Source organism: Micromonospora fiedleri (assembly GCF_016774385.1).
GTDB classification, from domain to species: Bacteria; Actinomycetota; Actinomycetes; order Mycobacteriales; family Micromonosporaceae; genus Micromonospora; species Micromonospora gifhornensis.
Map to the genome: position 1 here is coordinate 300931 of NZ_JAETXL010000002.1, position 16783 is coordinate 317713.

The following is a 16783-nucleotide window of genomic DNA, read 5'->3' on the forward strand; positions in this document are numbered from 1 at the left end:
ACCCACGACGCCCACGCCACCCGTGTACGGGGCTTCGGTAACACCCACCGCCCCGAACGCGAACGCCGACGCGCCTGCCGTCGAGCCCACACGCTCCGGCGACGGACAGCCGAGATGCGGTACATAAATCACAGCTTGGCACACTGCCAGTAGCGCTAGCGACAGTTGACATCGCGCCAGTCGAGCTTTTGTCAGCGGCTACCAGCCGGACAGGCCCCACGATTCGGCTACACCCCCCGGTGACCACCTACCCCGCGCACCGCGCACGGTAGGTTCATCCCGTGCTTCCGATGACTCTGCAAGAGATCACGACCGTTGTCGGCGGAGCCGTTCACGACGCCGCCGGCCCGGTGACGGTGACGGCCCCGGTGGTGTTCGACAGCCGGCGCGTGGAACCCGGCGGCATGTTCGTGGCGTTGCCCGGTGAGCGCGTCGACGGGCACGACTACGCCGCCCAGGCGATCGAGGCGGGCGCGGTCGCCGTGCTGGCGTCGCGGCCGGTCGGGGTGCCGGCGGTGGTCGTGGAGGACGTGCCCACCGCTTACGGACGGCTGGCCCGCGCGATGGTGGACCGGCTGCCGCAGACCACGGTGATCGGGGTGACCGGGTCGGTGGGCAAGACCTCGACCAAGGACATCCTCGCCCAGGTGCTGCCCGCGTTCGGCCCGACCGTGGCTAACCGGGCGTCGAACAACAACGAGCTTGGGTTGCCGTACACGGTCACCCGCGCCACCACCGACACCCGCTACCTAGTGTTGGAGATGGGCGCGCGGGGCGTCGGGCACGTGGCCTACCTGACCCGTATCGCCCCGCCCACGGTCAGCGTCGTCACCCGGGTCGGGCACGCGCACTTGGGCGAGTTCGGGTCGGTGGAGAACATCGCCCAGGCCAAGGGGGAGATCGTTGAAGCGCTGCCCTCGGCGCAGGACGGCGGGCTGGCAGTGCTCAACGGCGATGATGCGTTGGTGACCGCGATGGCATCCCGCACCCTCGCCCGGGTGCTCACCTACGGCATCGAGCAACCCGTCGACGTGCGCGCCGAGAGCGTCAGCGTGGACGAGCTGGGCCGCGCCCGGTTCCGGCTCGTGCACGACGGCCAGGCCGCCGAGGTGCGGTTGCGCCTCTACGGGCTGCACCAGGCGTCCAACGCGCTCGCCGCCGCCACCGTCGCCCTCGGTCTGGGCCATCCGATCGAGGCGGTAGCCGAGGCGGTGTCGCAAGCCGAGGCGGTGTCGCCGGGCCGGATGCAGGTCACCACCCGCTCAGATGGCGTGACGGTCATCAACGACGCCTACAACGCCGCGCCCGACGCCATGCGTGCCGCTCTGCGCGCCCTGCACGCGATGACCGGGGACGGCCGGCGGGCCGTGGCGGTGCTCGGTGAGATGGCCGAGCTGGGCGAGCACGCCCCCCAGGTGCACCGGGAGATCGGGCAGCAGGTGGCCGAGATCGGGGCCGGATGGTTGGTGGCGATCGGCGGGGACGACGCCGCACAGTACGTGACCGGAGCCGCCGGCACCGGCACCACCGTGGATCGGGCGGCGGACGTGGCCGAGGCGTGGGAGATGCTGCGCGACGGGCTACGTCCGGGCGATGTCGTGTTGGTGAAGGCAGCAAACAGCGCCGGGCTCCTCGCGCTCGCGGACAAGCTGAACGACGAGCCCGGCGCTGTCACCGCCCAGGCATAGGGGTCACGCGGACAGCGCGACCTCGGATCGGCTGCCCAGGGTGTCCAGGATCGCCGCGCCGTAGCCGGTCACGTCACCGGTTCCCATCGTCACCACCACGTCACCGCGCCCGGCCATCCGCGCGATGACCCGGGCCGCGTGGTCCGGGCCGAGCGGCAGGCAGTACCGGCCCTCACGCAGCCGCGCCATGATCCCCCGCGAGTCCGCCACCGGTCGCCCCACCGGGACGGTGCCGTGCACGTCCAGAAGCAGGACGTGATCGGCCTTGTCCGCCAGGAGGCTGCCGATGCGGTCGTCAAAGGCCAGCACGCGGGCGTGTCCGGACGGCTGGAACACCACGAACACCCGCCCCCGCGCCAGCGTGCGCGCGGCGTCCAGGTCGGCGGCGATCTCGTTCGGGTGATCGGCGTAGGAGTCAATCACCGTCACCCCGGCCCGCGTGTCGATGTGCTCGAACCGGCGACGCACCCCGCCGAACGTGCACGCCGCCCCGGCCACCTCCACCGGGTCCAGACCCAGCGTCGCCGCGCACGCCACCGCCGCCGCCGCGTTGTCCAGGTGGTGCGCCGCCGGAGTCGGCAGAGTCAGGACGACCTCCGTGCCGGTGGGCATTCGGACCGTCGCGGATGCGCTCCATCCCTCGGCGTTGACGTCCAACAGCCGCACGTCCGCCGTCCGGTCCCGCCCGTACCGCAGCACCGTCAGGTCGGGCCGTTCGTCGGCGATCACGTCGGCCGCCACCGTCGCGCCCACACAATCGGCGTTGACGACCAGGACGCCGGACGGCGTGACCCGACCGCCGAACTCGACGTAGGCCCGCAGCACGTCGGCGTGACTGGCGAAGTTCTCCGGGTGATCGTCGGTCACGTTCGTGATGACCGCGATCGACGGGCTGAGGAAGTGAAACGACCGGTCCGACTCATCCGCCTCCGCCACCATCAGCCCGGACGCGCCGAGGTGGGCGCCAGAACCCGCCCCGGTCAGGTCAGCCCCAATCAGGTAGGTCGGGTCCTGCCCGAGGGCGCGCAGGACGTGAGCGAGCATCCCCGCCGTGGTGGACTTGCCGTGCGAGCCGGACACCGCCACCAGCCGCCGCCCGGCGGCCAATGCGTCGAGCACCTGCGCCCGGTGCACCACCGGGATGCCGGCGATACGGGCCGCACGCACCTCCGCCGCGTTCTGCGCGACCGTGGTGTAGACGACGCAACTCACGCCCTCGACGCGCGCCGCGTCGTGTCCGATCTGGACTCGCACGCCCGCCGCGCGCAGCGCTGCCAAAGCGGCCGAGTCGTGCAGGTCGCTGCCGCTGACCTCGTGACCCAGCTCGGCCAGCAGCCGCGCCAGGCCGGACATCGCGCAGCCTCCAACGCCCACGAAGTGCGGACGGGACAGGTCGATCGGGCCGGTGTACGCCTCGATCGTCGGGTTACCAGTGATCGTGTCGGTCATGGTGCCGTGTCTCCTTCTGAGTCAGAGCTGACGAGTTGGTGCCATGAGCTGACGTGCGAGAGGAATTCACTCCTTCCACTCGTGCGATTCCTTGCGCGCGCCCAAGCTGGCCCCGGGTCACCAGCTCGGCCGCGCGAGTCCAATCGATCTGCGTCGGCCAGTCCTTCAGCCCCGCCGCAGCAGGCGGCAGCAGGGGTACAGCAGGAGCCGGGAGGGAATCAGCGGACGGCCCTGCCAGGTCCGGCGGTTTGCGCTGCCGCTTTCGCGTTGTGCGGCACGACGGACAGGCACACGGCCTACCACCGGGAAATCGACGCGACCGATGTGGCCGGTGCCGGGGACGGATCAGATCCGCGTCGTCGTCATCCATGACCGGCTCCGTCTCCTGAAATGAAAGCGGCGGGGGAGATCCCAAGCGACCGCGACGAGTTCGCCAGGTCGAGCAGCCGCCGCAGATCCCGGCACACGCACATCGGCGGTGACTGGGTAAGGCGCTGCCGAACAAGTTCCGACACCATCTGTTCCCGCAGGCGACGTGCCAGCGCGTCAGTACGCGCCCACTCCGCCACCAGCAGCCCACCCGCGCCCAAAGCCACGTCGCAGGCAAGCCAGAACTCCCGTGGGGCCAACTGGCGCGCAGTCTCCACATTGGCCACAGTGCTTCGCGACCACTGCACCATTCGCGCAAGCCGCACCTGAGTGACACCAACAGCCTTACGGGTCACCGCCAACTGACCCCCCAACGACCGACGAGCATCCGCGACAACGCCAGGCGTCAGGGACTCAGGGGCCGGTTTGATCGCCACGCGCTGCGCCGTGGCGTGTGAAGGCGTGACGGCAGCCATCGCTACTGCGCCCGTCGCTCAGCCAACGAGTACACCCGCGCCCCACGGCCCGCATCCGCACCGGCCACAGCCGGAGCAGCGTCGACCAGACCAACGCCAACGCCCGACACGTCGATCAGCACCCGGAGCGGACCGGCCACCAACGTGATGCAGCCGGGCGACCCCTCGTGCCACATAACCGAGGCCGCGCCCGAGCCGACGCTGACCCGCACCGCCGCCGCGCCGGCCGACGCAACCGGTAACCCGCCGGGAGCGGTGGCACTCTGACCGGTAGCTGCCGGTGAACTCGCCGGGCAGATGTCGGCCGCTGCGTCAGGCCGCCCGGTGGCCGGAGCCTGCCCCACCATGCTCGTGTCGCGATCTTTGGCGTGCCCCTGGATGATGAAGAAGCCGAGTTCCGCATCCGTGGCCCTGCCAAGCACCGCGCGTAACCCCGTGCGGTAGTGCGCAGACGGCCACCGAGTGGTACCACGTTCAAGATTGCCGATGTAGCCGGCATGGATAGCGAACCGACGCCCCGCGTGCTCGTACAACCACGCATTGACAGCCTCCGCCAACTCCTGCCGCGACATCGGCCGGCCCGACCCCGAAGGGGACCGCAGCGCCAGCCGCGCCGCGCGCAACAGATCGTTTGGTCCCGGTTGATACGCCACGATGTAAATCCGTTCCTGGTCATTGCTTGTCTCGGCGACACACGGGTAAGGCGAGGGATACGCGCACTCCGCAGCGGTGCGCGAACCATCACGTCTCTTGAGGTTCCGTACGCAGGGCCAGTGCGACCAGGCGACTCATCCACCAAATCGGTCGTGGTCCGGCGTACCTGTAGCGAACCGCAAACCACGGGCGGTAGGTACGCTGTGACGCACCTCGAACCGGTGAACGCGGTGAAAGATCAACTTCTAGCGGGGGTGCAACGTGCCGCAAGCGCGATCCGGCAACGCCAAGCTCGCAGCCGTCATCACCGAGGCCGGCATGTCGCACGCCGAGGTGGCACGCGCGTTCGTCCGCGTCGCGAAGGAGAGCAATGCCCCCGAGTTCGCCGGAGTCGGCCGCTCCCACGTCTCACACTGGATAGCAGGCTCCAAGCCTTCTGGGCGGGCACCCATGCTGCTGTGCGAGGCACTGTCACGGAAGCTCGGCCGGGTGATCACCCTCGACGAGATCGGGTTGCCCGCCCCGCCGCTGTCCTCCAAGGACATGCTCGGATGGCGAGTCGATACGCTGGCAGCGCTAACCGAACTCGGGAGAGTCGACGTGGACGCTGAACGTAGGCGCGTTCTCAGCACCGCCGCCTATTCGCTCGCTGCGCTGACTCTGCCCTCCGATCGTTGGTGGTCGCAAATGGCCGAACGTGGCCGAGCGCGCGGTGCGGCAGGCGGCAGGACCGTGAGCCGGGGCGACGTAGACGCGGTGCACGACATGATGTCCCTGTTTTCCCGCGTCGACCAGCGTCGGGGCGGCGGGCATGCTCGCTCGGCTGTCGTCCAATACCTCGGCTCCGACGTGGCAAGCTTTCTTTACGGACGCTACGCCGACGACATTCTGAGGCGCGACATGTTCACCGCCGCCAGCGAGCTTTCCTACCTCGCCGGCTGGATGGCATTCGACAACGGCGAACACAACGTGGCTCAGCACTACTTCAACATCGCCGTCAAACTGGCCGCAGAAGCCGACAATCCAGCAATGGCAGGCCATGTACTGCGCGCGATGGCACACCAAGCCATCGACCTCGGCCACCGCAAGCGTGCTCTCAACCTCGCCTCGGCATCCGTCGACGGCGAACGGTACCAAGCGGCAGCTCCACGAGAACGAGCCTTGCTTGGAGTGGTCTACGCACGCGCACTAGCAGTAAACGGCGAAACGCAAAAGGCGGCTCGCGCACTCCTCCGAGCCGAGGACGACCTCTCCGCCGCCACCGGCGGAGACGATGAGCCCGGCCGCGTCTTCTTCTTCGGTGAAGCGAGCCTTGCGCATGAGACGGCCTGCGCGCTGCGCGACACCGGTGACTTGGCCGGCGCAACGACTCAGTTTCGCCGCAGCGTCAGGACGCGCAAGGCGTCAACCTTCACTCGGACCCACGCCGTCACGCTCGGATATATGGGAGCCGTCCAGGCTAGGCAGGGCGAGATCGAAGAAGCCTGCGCAACGTGGTCCCGTGCCCTCGATGCAATGGAAGGCGTCCGATCGGGCCGCACGCGCGAGGTTGCCGCCGAGATGCGCGCCATCCTTTCCCCCTACAGACGCCGCATTGTCCGAGCAGTCCGAGACGTGGATGCACGCGCCAAAAGCTACCTCTCAACTTTCGCCTAAACGACAGCCAGCAACAGAAGCGGGAGACTGGAATGGCAGCCGAGAAGTTCGCCGTGGAATCAATTGCGCGGGTCATAGGCGGAAGATCCGAGCCGACGGATGACTATTGGGGTGGAAGTAGGGCCATTATTCGAGTCGATAGTGAGCTGTTCACCCCAGCAGCCACCAGAGGGCTAGAGGACTTCTCTCACCTTGAGATCGTATTTCGATTCCACCTCACCGATCCGACCGATCTGAACCTGGGTGCACGCCGCCCTAGAGACAACCCGGAATGGCCAGAGGTCGGCATCTTCGGCCACCGGAACATGCGTCGCATCAACTGGTTGGGCGTGTCCCGCTGCCGCCTGGTCAAGGTCGACGGCCTTGACCTGCATGTCGAGGAACTAGACGCCGTAGATGGCACGCCTGTCCTGGACATCAAGCCATGGTTCTCAGAGTTCGGCCCACGCGGCGAGGTCAAGCAACCGGCCTGGCCGACTCAGATGCTCGGACTGTACTTCGCAGATCCCGCAGAGGCCCAAGCAAAGTGAGTCCGGTGTGAGCCCGAACTCCTACAGACTAAACGACACCGGCCACTACCGATGAAGCCGTAGGGGTGTCTACCTGCAAAGATAGACACCCCTACGGATTGCCCGTCACCCACAATCACGATCGGATTCAACTTGACCGAGCCCTCACAATCCCCCGAAGCCCGTGTCACCCGCCGCGCTGTTTCAGATCTAGAAGGCAGGGCGGCGAGCCGGCATTGGTGGGATGAGGACGCTGACAGCTACCAGGAAGAGCACGGCGCTTTCCTCGGAGACGTTGACCTTGTGTGGTGCCCTGAGGGCCTACGCGAAGCAGATGCAAGGCTGCTCGGCGACGTGAAGGGAGCACGAGTCCTGGAGATAGGCTGCGGCGCGGCTGCGGGCTCACGCTGGCTAGACGGCCAAGGGGCCGACGTTACGGCGCTGGACCTTTCCACCGGCATGTTGCGGCACGCCAAGCTGGCCGCCGAACGCTCGGGCGTGCATGTGCCGCTCGTACAAGCCGACGCCCTGGCGATGCCTTTTCAGGCGGGCACCTTCGATACGGTGCATACCGCGTTCGGCGCTGTCCCGTTCGTCGCAGACTCCGAAGCGCTCATGCGCGAAGTGTTCCGGGTGCTGCGCCCCGGTGGGGCATGGGTCTTTGCCGTTACTCACCCGATGCGCTGGATTTTTCTCGATGATCCCGGCGAGGCCGGCCTAACGGCTGTCCACTCATACTTCGACCGCCGCCCGTATGTCGAACAGGACTCGACAGGAGTGCCTACCTACGTCGAGGCGCACCGCACCTTCGGCGATCGCGTCCGAGAGCTTACGGCCGCCGGCTTCATTCTCTGTGACGTGGTTGAACCGGAGTGGCCGCCGGGGCACGAGGAAGTCTGGGGCCAGTGGAGCCCGCTTCGCGGTCGGCTGTTCCCTGGCACCGCCATCTTCGTAGCCCGCCGTCCAGCCGCCGTGTGACCTAGCACACGAAGAGCGGCAGGGCACGTCGCGGAGATATCACCAGGCATGACCAGGCGTTTTTGATAGTGCAAGATCATATCCACTTGATGCGCTGGATCTTCCTGGACGACCCGGGCGAGGGCGGGCTGACCGCGGTGCACTCGTACTTCGACACCCGCCCGTACGTGGAACAGGACGAGCAGGGCGCGGCCAGCTACGTCGAGCAGCACCGCACCCTCGGCGACCGGGTCCGCGAACTGGTCGGCGCCGGGTTCCGGCTGCTGGACCTGGTGGAACCGGAGTGGCCGGAGGGACACGAGGGGATCTGGGGGCAGTGGAGCCCGCTGCGAGGCCGCCTCTTCCCCGGCACCGCCATCTTCGTCAGCGAGAAACCCCCCGCCTGAGCGGGCCGCACTCCAGGTGCGACCAGGGGTGCAGCAGCGACGGCATGCTCACACGGTGAGCACCGAGCCGACATCGCCTGGCCCCTGGTGTCCGGATCCGATGCGGCAGCAGCGTGCCGACTACACGCTGGAGGACCTGCTCGCCCTGCCGGACGACGCCCCCCGCGTCGAACTCGTCGATGGAGTCATCCACGAGACACCCTCCCCCACCCTGGGCCACCAGAACATCTCCAGCCTCTTGTGGCTCTGGCTGCACTCCCACGCTCCGGCGCAGTTGCACGCCACCCAGGCGGTCGGGGTAGCCCTCAGCCACAACACCAGCCGGCAACCGGACGTGGTGCTGCACCGCGCCGGGCTGCCGGCTGAGCGGTCCCGGCTCCGGCCGGCGGACGTGGTCCTGGCCGTGGAGATCGTCTCGCCGGCACCCGACGGGTCGACCGGTTCGCCAAGCCGGGTGAGTACGCCGCCGCCGGCATCCCGTTCTACTGGCGCATCGAACAGGACCCGGTACACCTGTACGCGTACCGGCTCGGTGACCGGATCGGGCCGGGCGGGGAACGGCAGTACGAACTCGCCGCGGACAGTTCCGACCTGATCGAGCTGACCGAGCCCTTCGACATCAAGCTGCCGATCGCCGAGATCGTCCCGTAGCCCGTACCAGCTGGTCGTTTTTCCCGGGCGACCTCGGGTAACCCGGCGGCATGGCCGACACGGAGTTCCACACCGGCGACCATGTCTCCTGGGCCAGCCACAGCGGCCGGGCGTACGGGGTCGTCAAGGAGAAGCTCACCGAACGTACCCACGTCCGAGGACATCCGGTGAACGCCTCCCCGGAGGACCCGCAGTACCGGATCACCAACGACGACTCGGGCAGGGATGTCGCCCACCGGCCGGAGGTGTTGCGTCGTGAGCGGTCGTGACGATCCCGACCAGACCTACCGGGAGTTCACCGAGGCGGTGAACATGAAGCCCGGTGAGCTGTCCACCTGGTTGGAGACCGAGGAGTCCAAACAGGTCGGCTGGCACAAGGGCGGCGGTGAGTCGGTCGGCCACCAGTCCGGCCGGAGAATCATCGACCTGCTGCGACGCAAACGCGACCAGCTCACCGAGGCGGACTACAAACACATGCGCAAGGTCGTCGGGTACGTCCGGCGACACATGGCCCAACGACCCAGCGGCGACGTACGGGCGACCCGATGGCGCTACTCCCTGATGAACTGGGGCCACGACCCGGTCAAGGCCAAACTGCCGCCGCCCGGCGACCCCTCCCGCAAGGCCCTCCAACGGCACGGGGCCCCGCCGGAGGCCCGCCGGCCCCGACCGGCCTGACGACTGCCGGGCAGGCGCCTGGTCGCCTAGGGTCGGTCCATGCTGGAGTCCCAACGTGAGGCTGTGCCCTTCAACGACGACGGCGAGTTGGACACCGCCCTGGCGTTCCTGTCCTTCGCCCGGTCCTGCGTACTGAAGAAGGTCGACGGGCTGGACGAGGAGCAACTGCGACGGCGGCTGGTGGTGTCGGACACCACCCTGCTGGGCCTGGTCGCGCACCTGACCGCCGCCGAGCGGTACTGGTTCGGGTACACCCTGGCCGGGGACCCGCGCCACGCCGAGGTCGACTTCGGCATGGTGGTCGCGCCGGATCGCCGTACGGAGGAGGTCATCGCCGACTACCGGAACGCGATCACCGAGAGCGACACGCACATCATCGCGGCCGGCGGCCTCGACGCCCGTACCGCCAGTCCGGTGAACGCCGAACCCCGCACCCTGCGCTGGGTGCTCGCCCACATGACGGGCGAAACCGCCCGGCACGTCGGGCACGCCGACATCCTGCGGGAACTCCTCGACGGCGCCACCGGCCGCTGATCCCTCGACCTGGCCGAGGCCGGTCACCGACGCGCACTTGACCTTGCCACTGACGGCAGGGTCGCAGGATCGACGGCATGAACGATGTGCAGCGCAGAGTCGTCGTCGTCACCGGTGCCGGCACCGGCATCGGCCGCGCCACCGCCCGAGGGTTCAGCGCCGACGGTGCCCAGGTGCTGGCGGTCGGCCGCCGAAGCGCGCCGCTCGCCGACACCGCGACCGGCCACCCGCTGATCGCCCCGTTGGCCGTCGACGTGACCGCTGCCGACGCGCCCCGCCGGGTGGTCGACGCCGCACTCGACCGCTACGGCCGGTTGGACGTGTTGGTCAACAACGCGGGGATCGCCGGTGCCGGCCCGCTCGCGGAACTGGACGAGGCAGCGACCCACGCCCAGTTCGCCACGAACCTGCTCGCCCCGGCCCGCCTGGCCCACGCCGCCCTCGGCGCGCTCACCGTGAGCTGCGGCGTGATCGTCAACGTCACCACGGCGGTCGGTCAGCGAGCCTGGCCGGGTGCCTCGATGTATGCCGCCGGCAAGGCCGCCCTCGACTCGCTGACCCGCAGTTGGGCGGTGGAACTGGCGCCGCGCGGCATCCGGGTGGTCGCGGTTGCCCCCGGGGCGATCGACACGCCCATCGGCGAACACCAGGGGCTCTCCCCTCAACAGCGCGCGGCACTGCGGCGCTGGCAACTCGACCGTACGCCGCTGGGCCGCGTCGGAACTCCCGAGGAGGTGGCCTGGGCCATCCGGCGACTCTGTGAACCGGCGGCGGGCTTCCTCACCGGGGTGGTGCTGCCGGTCGACGGCGGGGCGGTCATCGGCTGACCGGCCCTCCCGGTCGTCGGCTGCTCAGCTGTCGAACCAGACCACCAGCCGTACGTTGTCGCCGCCATGCCGCTCGGCGAGATCGCGCATGATGTCGAAGAGCGCGCGCAACTGCGGATCGACGCGCAACACGTCTGCCGGCCGGAGCCGCTCCACCCGCCACATCCGATCGTCGGCGCGCCACTGCGTACCCTCCGGATAGCTGCTGCCCCTGGGGTCGGCGTGTTCACCGGCCACCGCCCGCCAGGCGTGCCCGTGGTGGCCGGCCTTGCCGATGAACCGTGGGCCTTCGCTGGTCAGCTCGTACTCGTGGATCCGGTCGTCAACGCGGGGCGCCAGGGCGTTCCAGTCGATGCGGGCCAACTCGGTCCAGGTCACCCACGTGTGATCGTGCGTGCCGTCGTACTGGAGAGCACGCAGGTCCGGGCCGGCGTCCTCCGGCAGGTTACGACCGGGCGCGACGGGCTCGAACCCGGCGTAGTTCCGCACCCCGAACAGCAGCCCGAAGGCATCGTAGTGACGAGGTAGGTCATCCGGACTGACGTCGGTCAGCAGCCATGGTGAACCCGGACCGTGCGGGCGGACCTCCACCCCACCTGCGATATCGGTGCCCATGCCAGCTCGCCTTCAGCACAAGGGCCCGGAACGGTGCCTGATCGCCCCGTGCTCCCCCGCCTCGGGCCCGCGACGACGATACGTCAGTCCCGATAGGCTCGCTCCGCTCAGCCGGCTCCGCCCGTCGCGGGCTCGGCCGGCAGACAGGCTCGGTCCACAGACGGGGATCGGTCCACAGACGGGGATCGGCTGGCAGGTCGGCGGGATGCACGAAGGGAACGGCGTCGACGGATGCGGATCGGGGAACTGGCCAGGGCCACCGGCAGCACCCCTCGGGCGTTGCGCCACTACGAGCAGCACGGTCTGATCGAATCGCGCCGCTCCGCCAACGGCTACCGGTGCTACGACGCGAGCACCGTGACCCGGGTCCGTAACATCCGGCACCTGCTCGCCGCCGGGCTGACCCTCCAGGATGTCGACTTCTTTCTGCCCTGCCTGGACGGCGACGTGACCACAGCTCCGCCGTCACCCGCCGGCCTCCAGGTGGCCCGGGCCCGACTCGCCGCCCTCGATGCCCGGCTCGCCCAGCAGCGCAGCATCCGCGACCGCCTCGCCGCCGCACTCGACAGCGTCGATTAGATCTTGGTACGAAACCCCTCATAATGGCACTTTCGTACCAAGGTCTCGTCGAGATGTCAGTGGTCGGCGCTGTTCCAGTCGCGGCCTTCGCCGACGGAGACTTCCAGGGGTACGGAGAGCGGGTACGCCCCGCCCATCTCGCGGCGGACCAGCTCCTCCAGGGTCGTCCGCTCCCCCGGTGCGACCTCGAAGACGAGTTCGTCGTGCACCTGGAGCAGCATCCGGGAGCGCAGCCCGGCGTCGCGCAGGGCGGTGTCGACGTGCAGCATGGCGACCTTGATGATGTCGGCCGCCGAGCCCTGGATCGGGGCGTTGAGGGCCATCCGCTCGGCCATCTCCCGGCGCTGCCGGTTGTCGCTGACCAGGTCGGGCAGGTAGCGGCGGCGGCCCAGGATGGTGGAGGTGTAGCCGTCCTGGCGAGCCCGGGCGACCACTTCCTGGAGGTAGTCGCGGACCCCACCGAACCCGGCGAAGTAGACCTCCATCAGCCCGCGCGCCTCCTCGGCGGTGATGCCGAGCTGCTGGGACAGGCCGAAGGCGCTCAGCCCGTACGCCAGGCCGTAGTTCATGGCTTTGATCTTGCGCCGCTGGTCCGGGGTGACCTCGGCGACCGCCACCTCGAAGACCGAGGAGGCGGTGGCCGCGTGGAAGTCGTGCCCGGAGTTGAACGCCTCGATCAGCGCCTCGTCACCGGAGAGATGCGCCATGATCCGCATCTCGATCTGGCTGTAGTCGGCGGTGAGCAGGCATTCGTAGCCCTCCCCCACCACGAAGGCGCGGCGGATGCGCCGTCCCTCCTCGGTGCGGATGGGGATGTTCTGCAGGTTGGGCTCGGTGGAGGAGAGCCGGCCGGTGGCTGCCACCGTCTGGTTGAAGGTGGTGTGGATGCGCCCGTCGTCGGAGACCGACTTGAGCAGACCGTCCACCGTCGACTTGAGCCGGGCCACGTCGCGGTGGCGCAGCAGGTGGTGCAGCAGCGGATGCTCGGTCTGCGCGTAGAGCCATTGCAGCGCGTCGGCGTCGGTGGTGTAACCCGTCTTGATCTTCTTGGTCTTGGGTAGATTCAGCTCGCCGAAGAGGATCTCCTGGAGCTGCTTGGGCGAGCCCAGGTTGAATTCCCGGCCGATCACCGCGTACGCCCCCTGGGCGGCGGCCTTCACCTCGGCGGCGAAGTGCGCCTCCAACTCGGACAGGTAGTCGGTGTCGGCGGCGATGCCGACACGCTCCATGCCGGCCAGCACCCGCATCAACGGCAGCTCCACCCCGGCCATCAGCCGCGCGGACTGCTCCCCGTCGCGGGACAGTTCGGCGTCGATCGCGTCGGCCAGGTCGAGGGTGGCCCGGGCGTGCAGCATGAGGTTCTGCTCGGCCTCGCCGTCGCCGCCGAGCCCGTCGAGGGTGAGCTGGCCGTCGTCGGGAACGTCGACCCGCAGCTCCCGGTGCAGGTAACGCAGGGCCAGGTCGGTCAGGTCGTAGGAGCGCTGGTCGGGGCGGGCCAGGTAGGCCGCGATCTGGGTGTCCCGGGCGATGCCGGCCAGGGACCAGCCGTGCGCGGCGAAGGCGAGCACGGCGGGCTTGCTGTCGTGCAGCACCTTGGGGCGGGTCTCGTCGGCCAGCCAGCCGGCCAGTGCCGCCTCGTCGCTCTCGTCGAGCCTGCTCGGGTCGAACCAGGCCGCCGCGCCGTCGGCGGTGGCCAGGGCCAGGCCGGTGACGGTGGCGGTGTGCCGCCGGTTGGGGCCGGTGTCCAGCTTGACCGCCATCCCGACCGGGGTGCCCGGCGACGCGTGCGTCTCCAGCCAGCCGGTCAGCGCACCGGGTGCGGCGAGCACCTCACCGGTCAGGTCGAAGCCCGCCTCGGCCTCCGGCTCGACGGCGTCGAGGTACTGGTAGAGCCGGTCGCGCAGAATGCGGAACTGGAGGGTGTCGAAGACCTGGTGCACCGCTTCTCGGTCCCACCCCTGCCAGCGGGCGTCCTCGGGGCGGATCGGCAGGTCCAGGTCGGCGACCAGGCAGTTGATCTCGTAGTTGCGGATCACGTCGGCGAGCCGTTCCCGCAGGCTGTCGCCGGCCTTGCCCTTGATCTCGTCGGCGCGGGCGATGATGCCGTCCACCCCGCCGTACGTGTTGATCCACTTGGCGGCGGTCTTCGGGCCGACGCCGGGCACGCCCGGCAGGTTGTCGCTGGTCTCGCCGACCAGCGCGGCCAGATCCCGGTAGCGGCCGGGGCCGACACCGTACTTCGCCTCGACCGCGGCCGGATCCATCCGGGCCAGGTCGGAGACGCCCTTGCGGGGGTAGAGCACGGTGATCTGCTCGTCGACGAGCTGGAAGGCGTCCCGGTCACCGGTGGAGATCAGCACCGGCATGCCCTGGTCGCGGGCCTGGCAGGCGAGGGTGGCGATGATGTCGTCGGCCTCGTAGCCCTCCTTCTCCACCACCGGGATCCGCAGCGCCGCGAGAACCTCCTTGACCAGGCTGACCTGGCCCTTGAAGTCGGTCGGGGTCTCGCTGCGGCCGGCCTTGTACTCCGCGTACTTCTCCGTGCGGAAGGAGCGGCGGGACACGTCGAAGGCGACCACGATGTGGGTGGGCTGCTCGTCGCGCAGCACGTTGATCAGCATCGAGGTGAAGCCGTAGACGGCGTTGGTCGGCTGCCCCGTCGTGGTGGAGAAGTTTTCCACAGGCAGGGCGAAGAACGCCCGGTATGCCAGGGAATGTCCGTCGACGAGGAGCAGGCGCGGCGTCGTAGCTGTCACGGCAGCGACTCTAGTCCGTCCCGCCGACAACTCCCGCCGCCACCTCGCGCCCACCCCTCCCCACCCCCACCCCCACCCACCCGCGTTGATCATGAGGTTGCCGGCACTTTGAAGATCAGCTACTGCCGCCAACCTCATGATCAACGCGGATCAAGAAGGGGGTGGGGTGGGGGGGTTAGAGCACCTTGGCCAGGAAGGTCTTGGTGCGGTCGTGTTGGGGGTTGGCGATCACTTCGCGGGGGTTGCCCTGCTCGACCACCACGCCGCCGTCCATGAAGACCAGGGAGTCGCCGACCTCGCGGGCGAAACCGATCTCGTGGGTGACCACGATCATCGTCATGCCGTCGCGGGCCAGGTCCTTCATCACGTCGAGGACCTCGCCGACCAGCTCCGGGTCCAGCGCGCTGGTCGGCTCGTCGAAGAGCATCAGCTTGGGCTGCATGGCCAGGGCGCGGGCGATGGCCACCCGCTGCTGCTGACCACCGGAGAGCTGGCTCGGGTAGTTGCTCAGCTTGTCACCCAGGCCGACCCGTTCCAGCAGCGCCACCGCCCGGTCGCGGACCTCGGCCCGCTTCTCCTTGCGCACCAGCAGCGGCGCCTCGGTGACGTTCTCCAGGGCGGTCTTGTGCGGGAACAGGTTGAACCGCTGGAACACCATGCCGATGGCCTGGCGCTGGGCGGCGACCTCCTTCTCCCGCATCTCGTGCAGCTTGCCGCCCCGCTCCCGGTAGCCGATCAGGTCGCCGTCCACCCAGATCCGCCCAGCGTTGATCTTCTCCAGGTGGTTGATGCAGCGCAGGAAGGTCGACTTGCCCGAGCCGGAGGGCCCGAGCAGGCAGCACACCTCCCCGGCGCGTACCTCAAGGTCGATGCCCTTGAGCACCTCGATCGAGCCGAACGACTTGTGCACCTGCTCGGCCCGCACCATCGGCCCGGACTGAGCCGGGGCACCGGACTGAGCCGGGATGCCGGCCTGGGCCGGCACGCTCGCCTGCGTCATACGCCCCCTGCCCCTCCGGCGGCGCCGCCGCCACCGACCGCCATGCCCCGCAGCCGGGCCCTGGCCTGACCGGCGCGACCGCTGCCCCTGGCGAAGTGCCGCTCCAGGTAGTACTGCCCGACCAGCAGCACACTGCTCAGCAGCAGGTACCACAGGGTCGCCGCGACAAGCATCGGGAAGACCTGGAAGGTCCGGCTACCGACGGCTCTGAGCTGGAAGAACAGCTCGGTGGAGACCGGTACGAAGGCCACCAGCGAGGTGTCCTTGAGCATCGCGATGGTCTCGTTGCCGGTCGGCGGAACGATCACCCGCATGGCCTGCGGCAGGACGATCCGACGCAGGATCTGCCCCTGGGTCATGCCCAGCGCCTGGGCCGCCTCGGTCTGTCCCTCGTCGACCGACTGGATGCCGGCCCGGACGATCTCCGCCATGTAGGCGGCCTCGGAGAGCCCGAGCGCGAGCATGCCGGCGACGAACCCGGTGAGCAGGTCCATCGCCGAGAAGCCGAACAGCCGCGCCTCGAAGTCCTGCACCCCGAACAGCGCGCCGATCTGCCGGTCGAAGGGCAACCCGATCTCGATCCGGGACCACAGCAGGCCCAGGTTTCCGAAGAGGATCGCCAGCACCAACCGCGGCACCGCCCGGAAGAACCAGGTGTACGCCCACGCCACGCCGCGCAGGATCGGGTTCCCCGACAGTCGCATGATCGCAAGGACGATGCCCAGCACGATGCCGATCAGCATGGACGTCACCAGCAGCGCGAGGCTGCCGCGGACACCGGCCATGATCGGCGGCCGGAACATGTTGTCGACCATGAACGACCAGTTGAACGCCTCGTTCGTCACCAGCAGGTGCACGAACATGGCCACCAGCACCCCGATCACGGCGACGGCGACCCACCGCCCGGGATGCCGCACGGGCACGGCCTGGATGGGTTCCGGCCGTGCCCGTTCGGGTGAATCAGTGTCGACTGACATG

Annotated in this window: 17 protein-coding genes and 1 pseudogene; 11 read left to right on the forward strand and 7 right to left on the reverse strand. The window is 69.0% G+C overall.

Annotated elements, in window-relative coordinates; translation table 11 throughout:
* The first annotated feature begins 290 nt into the window (after window positions 1-290).
* The gene (locus JMF97_RS05350) at window positions 291-1688 is read left to right on the forward strand and encodes a UDP-N-acetylmuramoyl-tripeptide--D-alanyl-D-alanine ligase (RefSeq protein WP_203220504.1); all 1398 of its coding nucleotides are present in this window, start codon (window positions 291-293) and stop codon (window positions 1686-1688) included.
* Window positions 1689-1691: 3 nt separating this feature from the next.
* Here JMF97_RS05350 and murC read toward each other — a convergent pair whose 3' ends face one another.
* The 3 genes from murC to JMF97_RS05365 all read right to left on the reverse strand — a co-directional run bounded on the left by murC (window position 1692) and on the right by JMF97_RS05365 (window position 4635).
* Window positions 1692-3137: a UDP-N-acetylmuramate--L-alanine ligase gene (gene murC / locus JMF97_RS05355; RefSeq protein ID WP_203220505.1), complete on the reverse strand. Its 1446-nt coding sequence runs from the start codon at window positions 3135-3137 to the stop codon at window positions 1692-1694.
* A gap of 362 nt (window positions 3138-3499) precedes the next feature.
* Window positions 3500-3982 carry a helix-turn-helix domain-containing protein gene (locus JMF97_RS32195; RefSeq protein WP_203220506.1) on the reverse strand — a complete coding sequence of 161 codons (483 nt, stop codon included), beginning with the start codon at window positions 3980-3982 and terminating at the stop codon, window positions 3500-3502.
* A 2-nt stretch (window positions 3983-3984) separates the two neighbouring features.
* The gene (locus JMF97_RS05365; RefSeq protein ID WP_203220507.1) at window positions 3985-4635 is read right to left on the reverse strand and encodes a hypothetical protein; all 651 of its coding nucleotides are present in this window, start codon (window positions 4633-4635) and stop codon (window positions 3985-3987) included.
* Window positions 4636-4897: 262 nt separating this feature from the next.
* Between JMF97_RS05365 and JMF97_RS05370 the strand changes: the two genes are divergently transcribed.
* From JMF97_RS05370 to JMF97_RS05410, 9 genes and pseudogenes are all read left to right on the forward strand, one after another.
* Window positions 4898-6292 (forward strand): NsdA family TPR-like regulatory protein, encoded by a 1395-nt coding sequence (locus JMF97_RS05370; protein ID WP_203220508.1) that lies wholly within the window; start codon window positions 4898-4900, stop codon window positions 6290-6292.
* A gap of 32 nt (window positions 6293-6324) precedes the next feature.
* Complete coding sequence (locus JMF97_RS05375) at window positions 6325-6822, forward strand: SAM-dependent methyltransferase (protein WP_203220509.1); 498 nt, start codon at window positions 6325-6327, stop codon at window positions 6820-6822.
* Between the two features lie 132 nt (window positions 6823-6954).
* Window positions 6955-7779: a class I SAM-dependent methyltransferase gene (locus JMF97_RS05380; RefSeq protein WP_203220510.1), complete on the forward strand. Its 825-nt coding sequence runs from the start codon at window positions 6955-6957 to the stop codon at window positions 7777-7779.
* A gap of 83 nt (window positions 7780-7862) precedes the next feature.
* A pseudogene (locus JMF97_RS05385) lies at window positions 7863-8165 on the forward strand (SAM-dependent methyltransferase); the annotation flags it as partial.
* 100 nt (window positions 8166-8265) lie between these two features.
* Window positions 8266-8760 carry a Uma2 family endonuclease gene (locus JMF97_RS31925; protein WP_307816777.1) on the forward strand — a complete coding sequence of 165 codons (495 nt, stop codon included), beginning with the start codon at window positions 8266-8268 and terminating at the stop codon, window positions 8758-8760.
* 106 nt (window positions 8761-8866) lie between these two features.
* Window positions 8867-9085 (forward strand): hypervirulence associated TUDOR domain-containing protein, encoded by a 219-nt coding sequence (locus JMF97_RS05395; RefSeq protein WP_013734991.1) that lies wholly within the window; start codon window positions 8867-8869, stop codon window positions 9083-9085.
* Window positions 9072-9494, forward strand: coding sequence for a DUF3140 domain-containing protein (locus tag JMF97_RS05400; RefSeq protein WP_203220511.1), 423 nt, complete (start codon window positions 9072-9074; stop codon window positions 9492-9494). Before JMF97_RS05395 ends, JMF97_RS05400 begins: the two co-directional genes overlap by 14 nt.
* A 39-nt stretch (window positions 9495-9533) precedes the next feature.
* Window positions 9534-10028 carry a DinB family protein gene (locus JMF97_RS05405; RefSeq protein WP_203220512.1) on the forward strand — a complete coding sequence of 165 codons (495 nt, stop codon included), beginning with the start codon at window positions 9534-9536 and terminating at the stop codon, window positions 10026-10028.
* Between the two features lie 77 nt (window positions 10029-10105).
* Window positions 10106-10855 (forward strand): SDR family NAD(P)-dependent oxidoreductase, encoded by a 750-nt coding sequence (locus JMF97_RS05410; RefSeq protein ID WP_203220513.1) that lies wholly within the window; start codon window positions 10106-10108, stop codon window positions 10853-10855.
* 24 nt (window positions 10856-10879) lie between these two features.
* Here the strand turns inward: JMF97_RS05410 and JMF97_RS05415 are convergent, their stop codons facing one another.
* A complete protein-coding gene (locus JMF97_RS05415) occupies window positions 10880-11470 on the reverse strand; it encodes a hypothetical protein (protein ID WP_203220514.1) in 591 nt (196 codons plus the stop codon).
* A gap of 231 nt (window positions 11471-11701) precedes the next feature.
* Between JMF97_RS05415 and JMF97_RS05420 the strand changes: the two genes are divergently transcribed.
* Complete coding sequence (locus JMF97_RS05420) at window positions 11702-12049, forward strand: MerR family transcriptional regulator (protein WP_203220515.1); 348 nt, start codon at window positions 11702-11704, stop codon at window positions 12047-12049.
* A gap of 56 nt (window positions 12050-12105) precedes the next feature.
* On the opposite strand, the gene polA is transcribed toward JMF97_RS05420, so the two are convergent.
* From polA to JMF97_RS05435, 3 genes are all read right to left on the reverse strand, one after another.
* A complete protein-coding gene (polA, locus tag JMF97_RS05425; protein ID WP_203220516.1) occupies window positions 12106-14805 on the reverse strand; it encodes a DNA polymerase I in 2700 nt (899 codons plus the stop codon).
* Between the two features lie 175 nt (window positions 14806-14980).
* The gene (locus JMF97_RS05430) at window positions 14981-15805 is read right to left on the reverse strand and encodes an amino acid ABC transporter ATP-binding protein (RefSeq protein WP_438803741.1); all 825 of its coding nucleotides are present in this window, start codon (window positions 15803-15805) and stop codon (window positions 14981-14983) included.
* Complete coding sequence (locus JMF97_RS05435) at window positions 15802-16782, reverse strand: amino acid ABC transporter permease (protein ID WP_203220517.1); 981 nt, start codon at window positions 16780-16782, stop codon at window positions 15802-15804. Before JMF97_RS05435 ends, JMF97_RS05430 begins: the two co-directional genes overlap by 4 nt.
* Between the last annotated feature and the right edge of the window lies 1 nt (window position 16783).